General features: G+C 55.9%; 15 protein-coding genes and 4 tRNA genes. 11 read left to right on the top strand and 8 right to left on the bottom strand.

Features of this window, described 5'->3' with window-relative positions; translation table 11 throughout:
- Positions 1–40 precede the first annotated feature (40 nt).
- The 4 genes from H4N61_RS10445 to H4N61_RS10430 all read left to right on the top strand — a co-directional run bounded on the left by H4N61_RS10445 (position 41) and on the right by H4N61_RS10430 (position 3,553).
- Positions 41–706, top strand: a complete 666-nt coding sequence (locus H4N61_RS10445) for a DUF1345 domain-containing protein (protein WP_169194988.1) — start codon at positions 41–43, stop codon at positions 704–706.
- Positions 707–875: 169 nt separating this feature from the next.
- Complete coding sequence (locus H4N61_RS10440) at positions 876–2,003, top strand: S-(hydroxymethyl)glutathione dehydrogenase/class III alcohol dehydrogenase (protein ID WP_169194987.1); 1,128 nt, start codon at positions 876–878, stop codon at positions 2,001–2,003.
- 120 nt (positions 2,004–2,123) lie between these two features.
- Positions 2,124–2,588, top strand: a complete 465-nt coding sequence (locus H4N61_RS10435; RefSeq protein WP_169194986.1) for a YaiI/YqxD family protein — start codon at positions 2,124–2,126, stop codon at positions 2,586–2,588.
- Positions 2,589–2,836: 248 nt separating this feature from the next.
- Complete coding sequence (locus H4N61_RS10430; protein WP_182393924.1) at positions 2,837–3,553, top strand: polysaccharide deacetylase family protein; 717 nt, start codon at positions 2,837–2,839, stop codon at positions 3,551–3,553.
- A 66-nt stretch (positions 3,554–3,619) separates the two neighbouring features.
- Here H4N61_RS10430 and H4N61_RS10425 read toward each other — a convergent pair whose 3' ends face one another.
- From H4N61_RS10425 to H4N61_RS10405, 5 genes are all read right to left on the bottom strand, one after another.
- A complete protein-coding gene (locus H4N61_RS10425; protein WP_182393923.1) occupies positions 3,620–4,855 on the bottom strand; it encodes an FAD-binding protein in 1,236 nt (411 codons plus the stop codon).
- A gap of 24 nt (positions 4,856–4,879) precedes the next feature.
- The gene (locus H4N61_RS10420) at positions 4,880–5,269 is read right to left on the bottom strand and encodes a hypothetical protein (protein WP_182393922.1); all 390 of its coding nucleotides are present in this window, start codon (positions 5,267–5,269) and stop codon (positions 4,880–4,882) included.
- Positions 5,269–6,021, bottom strand: coding sequence for a 23S rRNA (guanosine(2251)-2'-O)-methyltransferase RlmB (rlmB, locus tag H4N61_RS10415; RefSeq protein ID WP_169194982.1), 753 nt, complete (start codon positions 6,019–6,021; stop codon positions 5,269–5,271). Before rlmB ends, H4N61_RS10420 begins: the two co-directional genes overlap by 1 nt.
- A gap of 116 nt (positions 6,022–6,137) precedes the next feature.
- Positions 6,138–6,222 (bottom strand) — tRNA-Tyr (locus H4N61_RS10410).
- Positions 6,223–6,331: 109 nt separating this feature from the next.
- A tRNA-Tyr gene (locus tag H4N61_RS10405) sits at positions 6,332–6,416 on the bottom strand.
- 193 nt (positions 6,417–6,609) lie between these two features.
- On the opposite strand from H4N61_RS10405, the gene H4N61_RS10400 reads away from it, so the two are divergent.
- Positions 6,610–6,683: transfer RNA gene (locus tag H4N61_RS10400), tRNA-Gly, on the top strand.
- Positions 6,684–7,099: 416 nt separating this feature from the next.
- Here H4N61_RS10400 and H4N61_RS10395 read toward each other — a convergent pair.
- A complete protein-coding gene (locus tag H4N61_RS10395) occupies positions 7,100–8,467 on the bottom strand; it encodes a GGDEF domain-containing protein (RefSeq protein WP_182393921.1) in 1,368 nt (455 codons plus the stop codon).
- Positions 8,468–8,532: 65 nt separating this feature from the next.
- Positions 8,533–9,045, bottom strand: coding sequence for a hypothetical protein (locus H4N61_RS10390; protein WP_169194980.1), 513 nt, complete (start codon positions 9,043–9,045; stop codon positions 8,533–8,535).
- A gap of 155 nt (positions 9,046–9,200) precedes the next feature.
- Here H4N61_RS10390 and H4N61_RS10385 point away from each other — a divergent pair.
- Both H4N61_RS10385 and H4N61_RS10380 read left to right on the top strand, forming a co-directional pair.
- Positions 9,201–9,276: transfer RNA gene (locus H4N61_RS10385), tRNA-Trp, on the top strand.
- Positions 9,277–9,404: 128 nt separating this feature from the next.
- Entirely contained in the window at positions 9,405–10,223 is an 819-nt protein-coding gene (locus tag H4N61_RS10380; protein ID WP_182393920.1) for a glycosyltransferase family 25 protein, read from the top strand.
- A gap of 3 nt (positions 10,224–10,226) precedes the next feature.
- On the opposite strand, the gene H4N61_RS10375 is transcribed toward H4N61_RS10380, so the two are convergent.
- A complete protein-coding gene (locus H4N61_RS10375; protein ID WP_169194916.1) occupies positions 10,227–10,493 on the bottom strand; it encodes a hypothetical protein in 267 nt (88 codons plus the stop codon).
- A gap of 266 nt (positions 10,494–10,759) precedes the next feature.
- Between H4N61_RS10375 and secE the strand changes: the two genes are divergently transcribed.
- The 4 genes from secE (at position 10,760) to rplA (ending at position 12,752) form a co-directional block, all read left to right on the top strand.
- Positions 10,760–10,954, top strand: a complete 195-nt coding sequence (gene secE, locus H4N61_RS10370) for a preprotein translocase subunit SecE (RefSeq protein WP_169194915.1) — start codon at positions 10,760–10,762, stop codon at positions 10,952–10,954.
- Between the two features lie 39 nt (positions 10,955–10,993).
- Positions 10,994–11,524 carry a transcription termination/antitermination protein NusG gene (nusG, locus tag H4N61_RS10365; RefSeq protein WP_169194914.1) on the top strand — a complete coding sequence of 177 codons (531 nt, stop codon included), beginning with the start codon at positions 10,994–10,996 and terminating at the stop codon, positions 11,522–11,524.
- A gap of 98 nt (positions 11,525–11,622) precedes the next feature.
- Positions 11,623–12,051 carry a 50S ribosomal protein L11 gene (gene rplK / locus H4N61_RS10360; RefSeq protein WP_169194913.1) on the top strand — a complete coding sequence of 143 codons (429 nt, stop codon included), beginning with the start codon at positions 11,623–11,625 and terminating at the stop codon, positions 12,049–12,051.
- Positions 12,052–12,056: 5 nt separating this feature from the next.
- A complete protein-coding gene (gene rplA, locus H4N61_RS10355; RefSeq protein ID WP_169194912.1) occupies positions 12,057–12,752 on the top strand; it encodes a 50S ribosomal protein L1 in 696 nt (231 codons plus the stop codon).
- Positions 12,753–12,839 lie beyond the last annotated feature (87 nt).

Raw genomic sequence — 12,839 nt, 5'->3', positions numbered from 1 at the left:
CAGGTCGGCGCCTTCTCATTTTGTGGGACTGTATTTGCCAATGCCACAGCGCGCGGCCAAACCCTTTATTGAGCGGATAATGCCGCGCCATATGGCGTTCAGTGTGAGCCTTTTGGTCGGAATAGGTGTTCTTGTTGTTACGCTTTTTCTGATGCCGTCATTTGCCTTTAGCTTGGCGGCGATCGCCATGTTCTCAGTGTTTCTGCTGCTGACCTTGTTGCGCATTCCGCATCTCACCGGGCACTATTTGCGGACGCACGCGAGCGCTGAGGATACCCCTGTTGCTGGTATCTTCTTGGTTACGCTTATCGTCGTTGTCGCGTCAGTCGTGTCGATTTTTCTGGCGCTGCACGGTGGCGACGAGCCGGACATTTGGGGTGTCGCGGCGAGCGTGAGTTCTGTCGTTTTGGGGTGGTTCACCATCCACACTATGGCGGCGCTGCATTATGCCTATGAATATTATCGGCCGAATGATGATGGAGAAGGTGAGCGGCATATGCAGGTGCCCGGCGATGATGAGCCGGACATTTCAACCTTTCTCTATTTCTCTTATGTGCTGGCTACGGCCTTCGCGGTCTCGGACATAAAGGTGACGTCCAACGGGATGCGGCGGATGGTGATGCGTCATTCTGTTTTTTCATATTTCTTCAACACCACGCTGTTTGCCGCCACCGTCAATATCGTCATCGCCCTCGGAAAAATCTAAGCAGCACCTGCCTTGTGCTGACTGTGCGTAACGTTTTGGTTGCGGACGTTTGTGGTATTTGCCTGTTGGTCTGGGAGCGCTTTTGTTCTGCTTGAACTTGTTGCTGGGGGCGGTCGCTGCTAGCTATGCGGTTCTTATATGTGCCGAACGATCTTTGGAGGCCCTTCACATGAAGACGCGTGCAGCCGTTGCCTTTGCCGCTGGCAAACCCTTGGAAATTGTCGAGGTTGATCTCGAAGGCCCCAAGGCTGGCGAAGTTCTCATCGAAATTAAGGCGACTGGCCTTTGCCATACTGACGATTTCACGCTGAGCGGCGCTGACCCAGAAGGCATTTTCCCGTCGATCCTTGGCCATGAAGGCGCAGGCGTTGTTGTTGACGTTGGTCCGGGTGTGACTTCGCTCAAGAAGGGCGACCACGTCATCCCGCTGTACACGCCAGAATGCCGTGAGTGTTACGCTTGCCGTTCGGGTAAGACCAATCTCTGCACTTCGATCCGTTCGACCCAGGGTCAGGGCTTGATGCCAGATGGTACCTCGCGCTTCTCCTTCGAAGGCAAGCCGATCTATCACTACATGGGGTGTTCGACGTTCTCGAACTACACCGTCATGCCAGAAATCGCGGTGGCGAAGATCGACTCCTCGGCGGCCTTCGATAAGGTTTGCTACGTCGGTTGCGGTGTGACCACTGGCATTGGTGCGGTGATCAATACCGCTAAGGTTGAGATCGGCGCGACGGCTGTTGTGTTCGGTCTCGGCGGTATCGGCCTCAATGTGATCCAGGGTCTACGCCTTGCTGGTGCGGATATGATCATTGGCGTCGATATCAACAATTCCAAGAAGGAATGGGGTGAGCGCTTCGGCATGACCCACTTCGTCAATCCGCTTGAGATTGGCGAAGATGTTGTTCCCTACATCACCAATTTGACCAAGCGCCGTGGCGATCTCATTGGTGGCGCTGACTACACTTTTGACTGCACGGGTAACACCAAGGTTATGCGTCAGGCGCTCGAGTGCAGCCATCGAGGTTGGGGTAAGTCGGTCGTTATCGGTGTGGCTGGCGCAGGTCAGGAAATTTCCACCCGTCCATTCCAGCTGGTCACAGGCCGCACTTGGATGGGCACTGCCTTCGGTGGTGCAAAGGGCCGTACGGATGTGCCGAAGATTGTTGATTGGTACCTCGACGGCAAGATCGAAATCGATCCGATGATTACCCACACGCTGCGTCTCGAAGACATCAACAAGGGCTTTGAGCTGATGCATAAGGGCGAAAGCATTCGCTCTGTGGTCGTTTACTAAGGCGGCTTGATGCAATTGGAAGTCCGGGAGCTAAACCTCCCGGCCTTCCTGTTTTAAAGATGAGTGAATCCAGTGCGTTGCGCTGCAAATTCGTAATGAATGTGTTTCAGGTGATGTAGTTTGGCTAATCCAAAAATCTTCGTTGATGCTGATGCGTGTCCAGTCAAGGAAGAGGCGAAGCGTGTCGCTGAGCGCCTTGAATTGGTCGTGGTCTATGTTTCGAACGGCGGAGTGCGTCCGTCGCGTGATCCGATGGTGCAGGTGGTTATCGTCCCCGCTGGCGCTGATGCGGCAGATGATTGGATTGTCGAAAATGCCACCTCGAATGACATCGTTTTGACCGCCGATATTCCTCTGGCCAGTCGCGCAATCGACAAGGGTTGTCATGTGCTGGGCTTCACCGGCAAAGAGTTCACTCCAGCGTCTATTGGCATGGCATTGGCGATGCGCGATTTGCGGGCCCATTTGCGCGAAACCGGGGAGATGCAGAGCTTTAACGCAAGCTTCCGGGCGGCCGATCGCTCTGCTTTTTTGAGCGCTCTCGATACTTTAGCGCGTAAAGCGAAGTCGCGGTCGATACAGTAATTCTGCGCGCTGAGTAGAACAATATTAACCATAATCGCCAAGTGTAGGGCTTAGTTGAAAGCTTTGCGTCGGGTGTTGTGGTGCGGTTGTTGGGTGCGCTTTGTGTTACCGGAATTGTGGCAAGTGCTCTTGCTGGCTGCGCCAAGCCGCCCAAGCAGACGGACCTGATCTCACAGCCAATCCCTACTGTGGAAACCACGGCCAGTGTGAGTGCATATCTTCCAGCTGATATTCGTTTGGAGCAGGCGATGCCGCCGCGTATTTTTGCCGCCAGCAATATCGCGGGGCGTGTGCTGACCGTTGCGGCGACCACCGACATCATACTTAACCCCGGCGAAGTGATCATCACTTTTGATGATGGTCCACGCCCCGGCAAGACACCGGCCATTCTTGACACGCTAGACCAGTTCGGCGTGAAAGCGACGTTCTTGATGCTTGGCGCTTCAGCGCAGGCGCATCCGGAGATTGCGCGGATGGTGGCAACGCGCGGCCATAGTGTCGGTAGCCACACCTTTGAGCATGTCGATTTGACGACGTTGAGCCGCCAGGCTGCCTACGCGGAAATTACGCGGGGTGAGCAGGCGGTGTCTGATGCGCTGCGTGGCGCGGGCAATGGTCTAGCCCCATTCTTCCGCTTCCCTTATCTGGCGCAAGACGGTTTCCTGCGCACAGCTCTCATGGGTGGCGATATGGTCGTTCTGGACGTCGATATCGACTCCAAGGACTACTACAAGGATACGCCAGCGGTCGTGGCTCAGCGGACGCTCGATCGCCTCGATGCGCGGGGGAGTGGTGTGATCCTGTTCCATGATATTCACCAGCGCACGGTGGATATGCTGCCCGAGTTCCTGTCGGAACTGGCGGCACGTGGGTATTCCGTGGTCCATCTTGAGCCGAGCAAGCCTGGCGTATTTGGGCGTCCGGTGATCACCGCCGACCGCGAAACGAACGCCAATCAGTTTTAGCCGCTATCGCCTCAGGCGCAAATAAATTGCCCGGCAAGAGATGATCTTGCCGGGCTTTTTGCTGTCTTAGAAGAGGAGCTTAGTCAGGTAGGAATTACGGAACTTTCCGTCTGGATCGAAGCGATTGGCGAGCTGCTTAAACTCGGCAAGCTTCGGGTAGCGCGATTGCACCACGGTCGGGGCCATGTTGAACACTTTCGCCCAGTGCGGGCGTGGCTCGAACGGCGCGAGAGTTGCTTCTATGATGTCGACGGCGGTTGAGACGGCTGCGGCGTCCGGCTTCCATGTGAAGTGGAAACCGACAGTGTCGCGGCCGTAGGCGCCGCTCATCCAGAGCGTGTCTGCCGCCATGGTGCGGATTTCGGACACGTAAAGTGTGTGGTTGAATTGCTGTTGGATGGCGTAAAGCGCGGCAAAGGCGGCGACCGCGTTTTTCCGGTCGACGTAAAACTCCGACTGCAGCTCATTGCCTGCAGATGGGGTGGCGGAGGCGGGGAAGTGGAAGATCCGCTCGCCCCATGATCCGGCGATGCCGCCTTGTTGGGTGCAGGTTGTTCCGTCAAATTCGGCAATAGGATGAAGAGCGTGCGCGGCCAACGAAGCGCCGAAAGCGTGCTGCGCAGGTGTGTAGGTGGCGCTCAGTGCCTTCTGCCAGAGCTGGTCGACATTGGTGCTGTTCCAGCGCGTGAACATGCTTACGCTATAGGCGGAGCTGGTGATCGCATCGAACTCGGCCAGTGCGGTGCTTACGGGTAGGCCGGTGAACACGGTCTGAGCAATGTCGTAGGCGGGAACTGTGTCGAGGGTGATATCGACGACCACGCCGAGTGCGCCAAGATTGACAACTGCGCCATCAAAATCCGCATCACCTCGCTGGAGCTTTACGATCTCGCCGTCTGCGCGAACAAAGGTCAGGGCGCTGACGGCTGCGGATAGGTTTTGATTGGCGTCGCCAGAGCCGTGCGTAGAAGTGGCTGTAGCGCCCGCAATGGTGATGTGGGGCAGGGATGCCCCCGTGGCGAGGCCAAGGCCGCTTTCTGCCAGCGCTGGCAGGATTCGCGCGTAGGTGATGCCGCCGCCGGTCGTGATGGTTTTGGTGGTTGGGTCAACTCGGATGGCGCGGGGCATATCTGCCAGCGTGATCAGTGTGCCATCTGTGTCGGCAATCGTATTGAACGAGTGACCAGAGCCGACGACGCGCAGTTTGTCTGCGCGTCGCACGATGTCTTGGATCTCTTCCACGCGTGTTGGCCGTTCAATCTTGGCCGCGTTGAAAGTGATGTTTCCTGCCCAGTTCTTCATGGCTCTCCCCCTGCCATTTAGAATTTACTCTTCGTCGTCTTCCACGTCTGTGAGGTAGACAGAAATTTCGATGTCAATTCCGTGGCTTGCGATCGCTGCCGCTGCATGCGCAGGCAGGCGGGCCGACATGGCTTCGCCTTCTGGCGGATAGTCGAAAGCGATATCAAGCACGGCCTTGCCGATACGACGATCATCCAGCATGGCGGCAATAGCCGCTCCGGAGGTCTCTGCCAGATCGAGAATCGCGCGAACCGGATTGGTTACATCCAAGTCGATCTGCGCGTAGTGGCTAGTGTCAGCGTCTTCAGGCTCAAAGCGTGTGGACGACTGCTTCAGCGCAGCGTCGAGATCTTTTTGCGAAACCGCTACGCCAGACAGGCGTAGGGCTGCTGCGAATGGCTCAAAAGTGCTCATTAAGCGCGACCGGCAGTAGCAGCGAACAGAGCAATAGCTGCGGCGTTGGACACGTTCAGCGACTTGATTGGGCCCGGCATGTCGAGGCGGACCATTTCATCGCAGAGTTCGCGTGTGCGCTGGCGCAGGCCTTTGCCTTCGGCGCCCATGACAACCGCAAGCGGGGTGTCGTCGGTGCGCGGCTTCAGCTGTGTTTCTGCATCAGAATCAAAGCCAAGCACGGTTAGGCCGCGTTCTTTGAGGGCTTCGAGCGTGTCGGCCAGATTGCGGACTTCGATCATCGGCACCAGGTCGAGTGCGCCTGAGGCCGCTTTCGCCATGACGCCAGTTTCGCGTGGCGAGTGGCGAGCCGTGGTGATGACGGCGTCTGCACCAAAAGCACAGGCTGTACGCAGAATCGCGCCGACATTGTGTGGGTCGGTCAGCTGATCGAGCACAACGACGAGGCGTAGGTTCTTGATATCATTGAGGCCGAAGCGGCTGACGGGGTCAACTTCAAGCGCCACGCCCTGGTGGACGGCTTCGCCACCGAGAAGGCGGTCGAGGTCCTTTGGGGTGGTTTCAGTGACCTTCACATTACCGATCTCACCCGTCTCTTTGAGTCGGTTGAGGGCGTTAGGCGTTGCAAGCAAAGCCTTTTTAATGCGGCCGGGATTCTCCAATGCAGCGCGCACAGTGTGCAGGCCATAAAGGTATACCGGGCCGGTATCTGGATCGTATTTTGGCTTAGGCGGAAATTTATTGCGGCTCATGGCTGAGCGGTATCGCTTCGCAGGCCAAGGAGCAAGCGCAGACTGGTGGGCGGGATGGTTTCCGCTAACACATTTGCGAAGATGGATGAGAAACAGTGCGCTTTCGCGCGTCCCGATGGTGGAGGGGACTGGATTCGAACCAGTGTAGCCTGAGGCGTCAGATTTACAGTCTGATGGATTTAACCACTCTCCCACCCCTCCACATAACGGGTAGGCATCGTGCGAGGATCTCGCTCCGAACTTTTTCCTAATCAGCTAAGTCTTTGGAACTTAGGCCCTAACAAGAGAACTTGCGTTCTCTGAGAGGGGGTGGTGGAGGGAACTGGATTCGAACCAGTGTAGCCTGAGGCGTCAGATTTACAGTCTGATGGATTTAACCACTCTCCCATCCCTCCACATTTCTGAGATGGAAGCGAACCGCTTTCGCGCTTCGTTGTGTGGCTTATCGTCAAAAGTGGTTTTGGTGTCAACAGGCTAGGAATAGAGGCTGTGGAAGAAATTCTAATTGCAGGAAATTCTGGGCATTGCGTTTGAGAACTCTTGCGCTGATTGGGTCCTTCGCGCTAATCGAATGCCACATGCCTTCGGGCGGGTATAGCTCAATGGTAGAGCAGCAGCCTTCCAAGCTGAATACACGGGTTCGATTCCCGTTACCCGCTCCAATCCTCCCCAAAAATTGGCGTTTTATTGGCTTTTGGCTGGCACTTGTTGGCCGCTGGATGGGCGCAGCCTGGGCTTTTTGGGGCGAGCCGGAGCTAGGTGCTCTATGCCCAGGCTCGGTGCGTCGTTCCAATAGATGGAGAATTTGCCGCCTTAGCTGGTGTTGCAACCGTCGTGGATGACTCTGCAAATATCATTGTCAGCGACGATCAGTGCGGCGCTGCGCAGTCCTGAAAATGAGTGGCCATTTGAAAGGCGCGACTAACGAGAAAACCGTAATGGCCAAGGCCATGCAAATGAGTGGGTTCGGAAATCCAAAAAATGGAGAGCCGGACACGGACAGATGCGGTTATCTGGTGCGTACACGCCTTTCTAGAGGTCTTTGTGCCCAATAGGATTGATCAGCTTTTTAGGCTGATCAAGGATTTGGCGCGGATGGCGCAAGACTTATGCGGTTACGGCCGGAGTTTTTGGCAGTGTAGAGCGCGCGGTCGGCACTGTTGATAAGATATTCGTAATCCGGATGCCCCCCGTGGGTCGCGACGCCAATCGAGACACTGGTGAGCAGGGGGCCATGACCCGGCACATTGACCGCATGGGACTGAATGTCGTTGCGAATGCGCTCGGCGATCAGTGCGGCTTCCTCGGCGCCAGTTTCCACCAGCACGATCAAGAATTCTTCGCCACCGTAGCGGAACACAAAATCGCTCGAGCGAACGGAGCTCAATAGGGTCTCGGCGGTGTGGCTGAGGACCAAGTCGCCGATAGAGTGGCTGTATTGGTCGTTGATCGTCTTAAAATGATCGATATCGACCATGAGCACTGAGAGCGGCGTTTGGTCTTGCTGCGCCATCGACAGTTCTCGGCTCAGGACCGAGGGCAAGAAGCGTCGGTTGAGCGTGCGCGTTAGCGGATCGCGGCCGTTTTCAACCGAAGAGGCGGACTGGAAAAGGTCATTGATGAGGTATTTGATCTCGTCCACGCGACGCTGAAGATCTGCCACGGTGTTGGGATCGGCAGTGTTGAGGCGGGGCAGGGCGATTTTATCGACGGCCAGCATCAATTCTTCAATTGTCGGCAGGATGGGTGAGCCGTGGAACAGCACGCCGGCACGGTGACGAATCCAGAGGCCGAATGTGGAGGAACTCAGGGTGCCTGCTGCCTCGCTGCCACGATTGCCGAACAGGCCAAAGAGGACTGTCTGGCTCCATTCCATCAATGCGGCGCGCTGCGTTTCGCGCTCCAAATTGATGTCCTGACCAAGTGAAAACAGGCGGAAGGCCTCGTCGTTGCGCACGTGGCGCTTGGTGTCTTTGAAATAGGCCGCACTCATAAGGCGCATCGCATAATCGATAAGATCATCGACCATCATGATGGCGTTGGTGGCTGTGCGTTCGGGGTAACCTGCCTCGATCAACTTGAAGCCGATTTCCGTTTTCAGCACGCTGCCGCCAGCGAGGACCAGTTGTACTGGAATTTTCAGGCGGGCATGGATTTCGCCGATCTTGATCTGGCGCGCATTGAAGGCAGTCAAATCGCCTGTCGGCTGTGCAGACATCAAATCGAGCATCCACGCGCGCAGCGATGGGCTAAGCCTTTGCTGAACAACGCCGTGCGAGAGGAACGCTGACGCGGTCTCGTCCTCTAGGAAGATGTCGTAGAAGATAGAAACAAGGCGATCTGTGTTTGCCTTGATAATTGTCGTGAGCGCGGCGCGTGCAGCATCTTGATCTTCGGTGGTCGTGACTTCCCAGAAAAATCGGGTGCGACGCGTCGTGGTGCTCAAAATTCAATTCCTCGGAACTTCTTCGTGGTCCCGATACTTCTTTAGCACCATTCCGGCAAGTATGCTTATTGTCTTGAAACTGAACCAGAATAAAGCACTGTGGTTGGTACGCCATAGGTGTTCCAAGTGGCGCAGGAGGCCAGTTGGGCAATAGCGCGGCCTGAGCCCTTGAGGCTCAGATTGGTTGTGCCGATGGCGAGTGCGTTCTGGCGCGCGCCGGTGCCATGCACATAAAGATCGAAGCGGTTGCCACGGGCGAGCTCAGTCAGAAGGCGTGGATTGAGGCCCGGGAGAATGACAGCGCGGTTGGCGCGATCAAAATAGCCGTCAGTCTTCTGCCAAGGGTGACCTTTCACTTGCCAAGTGACTGCTGTGGTATGTGGGAGCGTGGGAGAGCGCATAAAGCCGCTATAAGTACCATCGACATTGGCAATGATGCCGACGCGCATTGAGCCGGTTTTGAGCTCGGCAATGCAGGTTTGGTCGCTGTAGGAGCGAGAGAATGACCAGGAAGGCGAGCCTGCCAGCACTGGGGTGGCGAGGGAAAACATCAACAAAGACAATCCGATGGCACGCATTAGAGTTCTCCACAACACGCTGTAACGCCCGGCAGGCTTGGGTTTCTGGGCTATTATGTGCCTCAATCCTATTGAGTTTTCCTCAACAGATTGTGCAAGACGCGTTGAGCCCCTTGCATCCCGCGAAGCCTTTCAGTAAACACCTCCTTGCCTGAAGGGGTTTAGCTCAGTTGGTAGAGCATCGGTCTCCAAAACCGAGGGTCGTGGGTTCGAGTCCCCCAGCCCCTGCCAGGCACTAAATTGACTGTCGAGTGATCCAGTCTTTTTATCTCACCAACATCGTTCAATGATTTGAAGCGCCATTGCGCTTGCCTCGCTTTGATCGCTGTCTTATCGACGGGCGGCAGCGGAGTTTTAGCGTGGTTTCCATCTATTATATCAATTTGGCCTCTCGTCCGGATCGTCGGGAGTTCATGGAGCATCAACTGGCCGGCCTTGGCCTGGTTGGGACGCGCATTGAATCGGCGACGCCTGATGATCTGACGGCTGAGCAGCTGGCGCTCTATTGTAATAGTGAGAAGCCAAAATATCTGCGGCCGCGTGAGCTGGCTTGCACGATGAGCCATGAGCGCGCTTGGGCGGCAATGCTGGCCAATGGCGATGAGCGCGCGCTGATCTTGGAAGATGATGCTGAGCTGTCCAGCATGCTGCCGCGCCTGCTCGCCGAGTTGGATGGAATCGACATTGATATCCTGCGCCTTGAGGCGACGGGGCGTCGTTTGCGGCTTCTGCCTAAGGTGCAAACCACGGCTGGTGGTGTTGATCTCCATCCCTTCCGGTCCACCCCTATGGGTGCGGCGGGCTATATAGTGAATGCGCGTGCGGCAAAGGCTCTGCTCGGGCATCCGGCGTTTCGTGTGTTGCAGACGGATTTGGTTCTCTACAATCCGTTTGAGGCGCCGGCGAAGTCATTGTCTCGTTTGCAGACGCTGCCGGGGATGGTGTGCCAGCTGGGGCAGGAGCATCCGGTTATGCGTTCGGTGGGCAAGAGTGACATTGCCCATGTCGAAGAGCGGCACGCGTTTAAATTCAAACACCCCATCCAATTCCGCTGGATGCGATTCCGCGATGGCCTGGTTGATGGTTATCGCAACGCGCGCGATCATTTCGCTAATCGGAAAAACGGATTGTTCCGGAAGGCGATTCCATTTGCCGGCGCGGACGGGCAGGGACGGTAAAAACTATTCCGCCGCCATGCGCTGATTGCTTTGGTGGCGGGATTTGAGTTTGTTCAGTTGACGGGCGGCATGACCCAAAAGGGCTGTGCGGACGATTTCGGACGAGGCGTTGGCGCAATCGGCTTTAACGGGCAGGTCGAGCCCATATTCGGTGTCGTTGCCCATGAACGACTCGCGGATACGAACCCGCACCTTGCCGGTGACTCGCCCGGCAATGACTCGGTGCGGTGATGCGTGCAGCAACTGGCAACTGATTACGTCAAATGACATCGGTCTCTCCCCCCAGAGTGTCGAAATGCCGACTACCAACAGAAATTAATTCAATTTCAACCAATCGCCCGCCGCAAGGGGCTTTGGCAGGGTTTTGCACTTATGGTTTACGCGCGGTTGAGGGCCTGGCTTATGGTGTTGGCCAATTCTTGATGATGCCCCTGTTGCATTTGCTGGATAAAAGCTCTAGACAACCGATCTCTAGCCGTGCGGGGGATTCCTGCGCGGCGTTTGGTTTTGCACCAAGTTTGACGAGTTGTATGCCCATGGCCCGCACGAACCCAGTCCAGTTTTTCCAGCAGGTTCGCTCGGAAGTTAGTAAGGTCACGTGGCCTGGTCGGAACGAAGTTGTGATCTCTACGATCATGGTTCTGATCATGGTTATCTTGGCTAGCTTGTTCTTCCTGCTGGCCGACCAGGTCATCTCCTGGCTCGTCTCTATGTTGCTGTCGATCCGTTAAGCGGTTCATTCATTAGCTATTTGGGAGCGGTGACGCTTTATGGCCAAGCGCTGGTACATCGTTCAGGCTTACTCGAATTTTGAGCGCAAAGTGGCGGAAGATATCCGTCAAAAGGTTGCGCAGAAGAAGCTCGAGCACCTGTTTGAAGACGTGATCGTGCCGACTGAGAAGGTCGTTGAGATCCGCCGTGGTCGCAAGGTTGACACCGAGCGCAAGTTCTTCCCGGGCTACGTTCTGGTGAAGATGGACATGACCGATGAGGCATTCCATCTGATTAAGAACACGCCGAAGGTGACAGGCTTCCTCGGTTCTGATAATCGCCCTTCGCCGATTTCGGAAAAGGAAGCGATGTCGATCCTGCAGCAGGTGCAGGAAGGCGTCGAACATCCGAAGTCTTCTATCATTTTCGAAGTTGGTCAGAACGTCCGTGTTACGGATGGTCCGTTTGCCAGCTTTAGCGGCGTCGTTGAGGAAGTGGACGAAGAACGTTCGCGCCTCAAGGTCGAAGTTTCGATTTTTGGGCGTCCTACTCCGGTAGAGCTCGAATACGGTCAGGTCGAAAAGGTCTGATCCAAACCCGTGGGAGTGCCGAGTGGTTGCCAGCCACTCACTAAGGTTCCGACCACGGCGTCATCGCTCACTCCGGTGAGCTTTTGAAAGGACGATACATGGCAAAGAAAATCGTTGGCTACGTAAAGCTGCAGGTTGCTGCCGGTTCGGCAACACCTTCCCCACCGATTGGCCCGGCACTCGGCCAGCGCGGTCTGAACATCATGGAATTCTGCAAGGCCTTCAACGCGGCTACGCAGGAAATGGAAAAGGGTTCCCCGATTCCAGTCGTGATCACCGCCTATGCCGACAAGAGCTTCACCTTCGAAATGAAGCAGCCGCCGGTAACCTACTTCATCAAGAAGGCCGTTGGCCTCAAGGCTGGCTCCAAGCTTCCAGGCAAGGAATCGGCTGGCAAGATCACTGAAGCTCAGCTTCGTGAAATTGCTGAGAAGAAGATGAAGGATCTTAACGCTGACAACATCGAAGCTGCTGTTTCGATGATTGCTGGCTCTGCCCGTTCCATGGGCATTCAGGTCGAGGGCTAATCACTATGGCAAAGATCGCTAAGAAGGTCGCTGCTGGCCGTGAAGGTATCGACCGTACCAAGCTGTATGGTCTCGAAGAAGCCATCACTCTGGTAAAGTCCAAGGCTTCGGCTAAGTTTGACGAAACCGTCGAAATCGCAATGAACCTCGGTGTTGACCCACGTCACGCTGACCAGATGGTTCGTGGCGTTGTTACCCTGCCAAACGGCACCGGTAAGACTGTTCGCGTTGCTGTTTTCGCACGTGGCGCTAAGGCTGACGAAGCTAAGGCTGCTGGTGCAGACATCGTTGGCGCAGAAGACCTCCTGGAAATCATCCAGGGCGGTAAGCTCGACTTCGACCGTTGTATCGCTACCCCAGACATGATGCCACTCGTTGGTCGTCTTGGTAAGATCCTCGGCCCACGCAACTTGATGCCAAACCCTAAGGTTGGCACCGTGACCATGGACGTTAAGGGTGCTGTCGGCGCTGCCAAGGGCGGTGCTGTTGAGTACCGCGTCGAAAAGGCCGGTATCATCCACGCAGGTATTGGTAAGGTCTCGTTCTCGGAAGAAGCACTTCTCCAGAACATCAAGGCTTTCACCGACGCAGTTGTGAAGTCCAAGCCAGCTGGCGCTAAGGGCACCTACGTCAAGAAGGTTGCAGTTTCCTCGACCATGGGCCCAGGCGTCCATGTTGAGCCAGCTTCGGCAATCAAGTAATAAGAATTCTGGGCGGTACGCCGCCCAGTATCGTCCCTCCTGGGGACGTTAAGTCCTGTCCGAGACTGCCGGTGCTGACCAATTTGG

It is taken from the genome of Devosia sp. MC521 (assembly GCF_014127105.1).
Classification (GTDB): Bacteria; Pseudomonadota; Alphaproteobacteria; order Rhizobiales; family Devosiaceae; genus Devosia.
The sequence above is the reverse complement of the archived record's forward strand: the minus strand, read 5'-3'. Positions and strand labels throughout refer to the sequence as shown.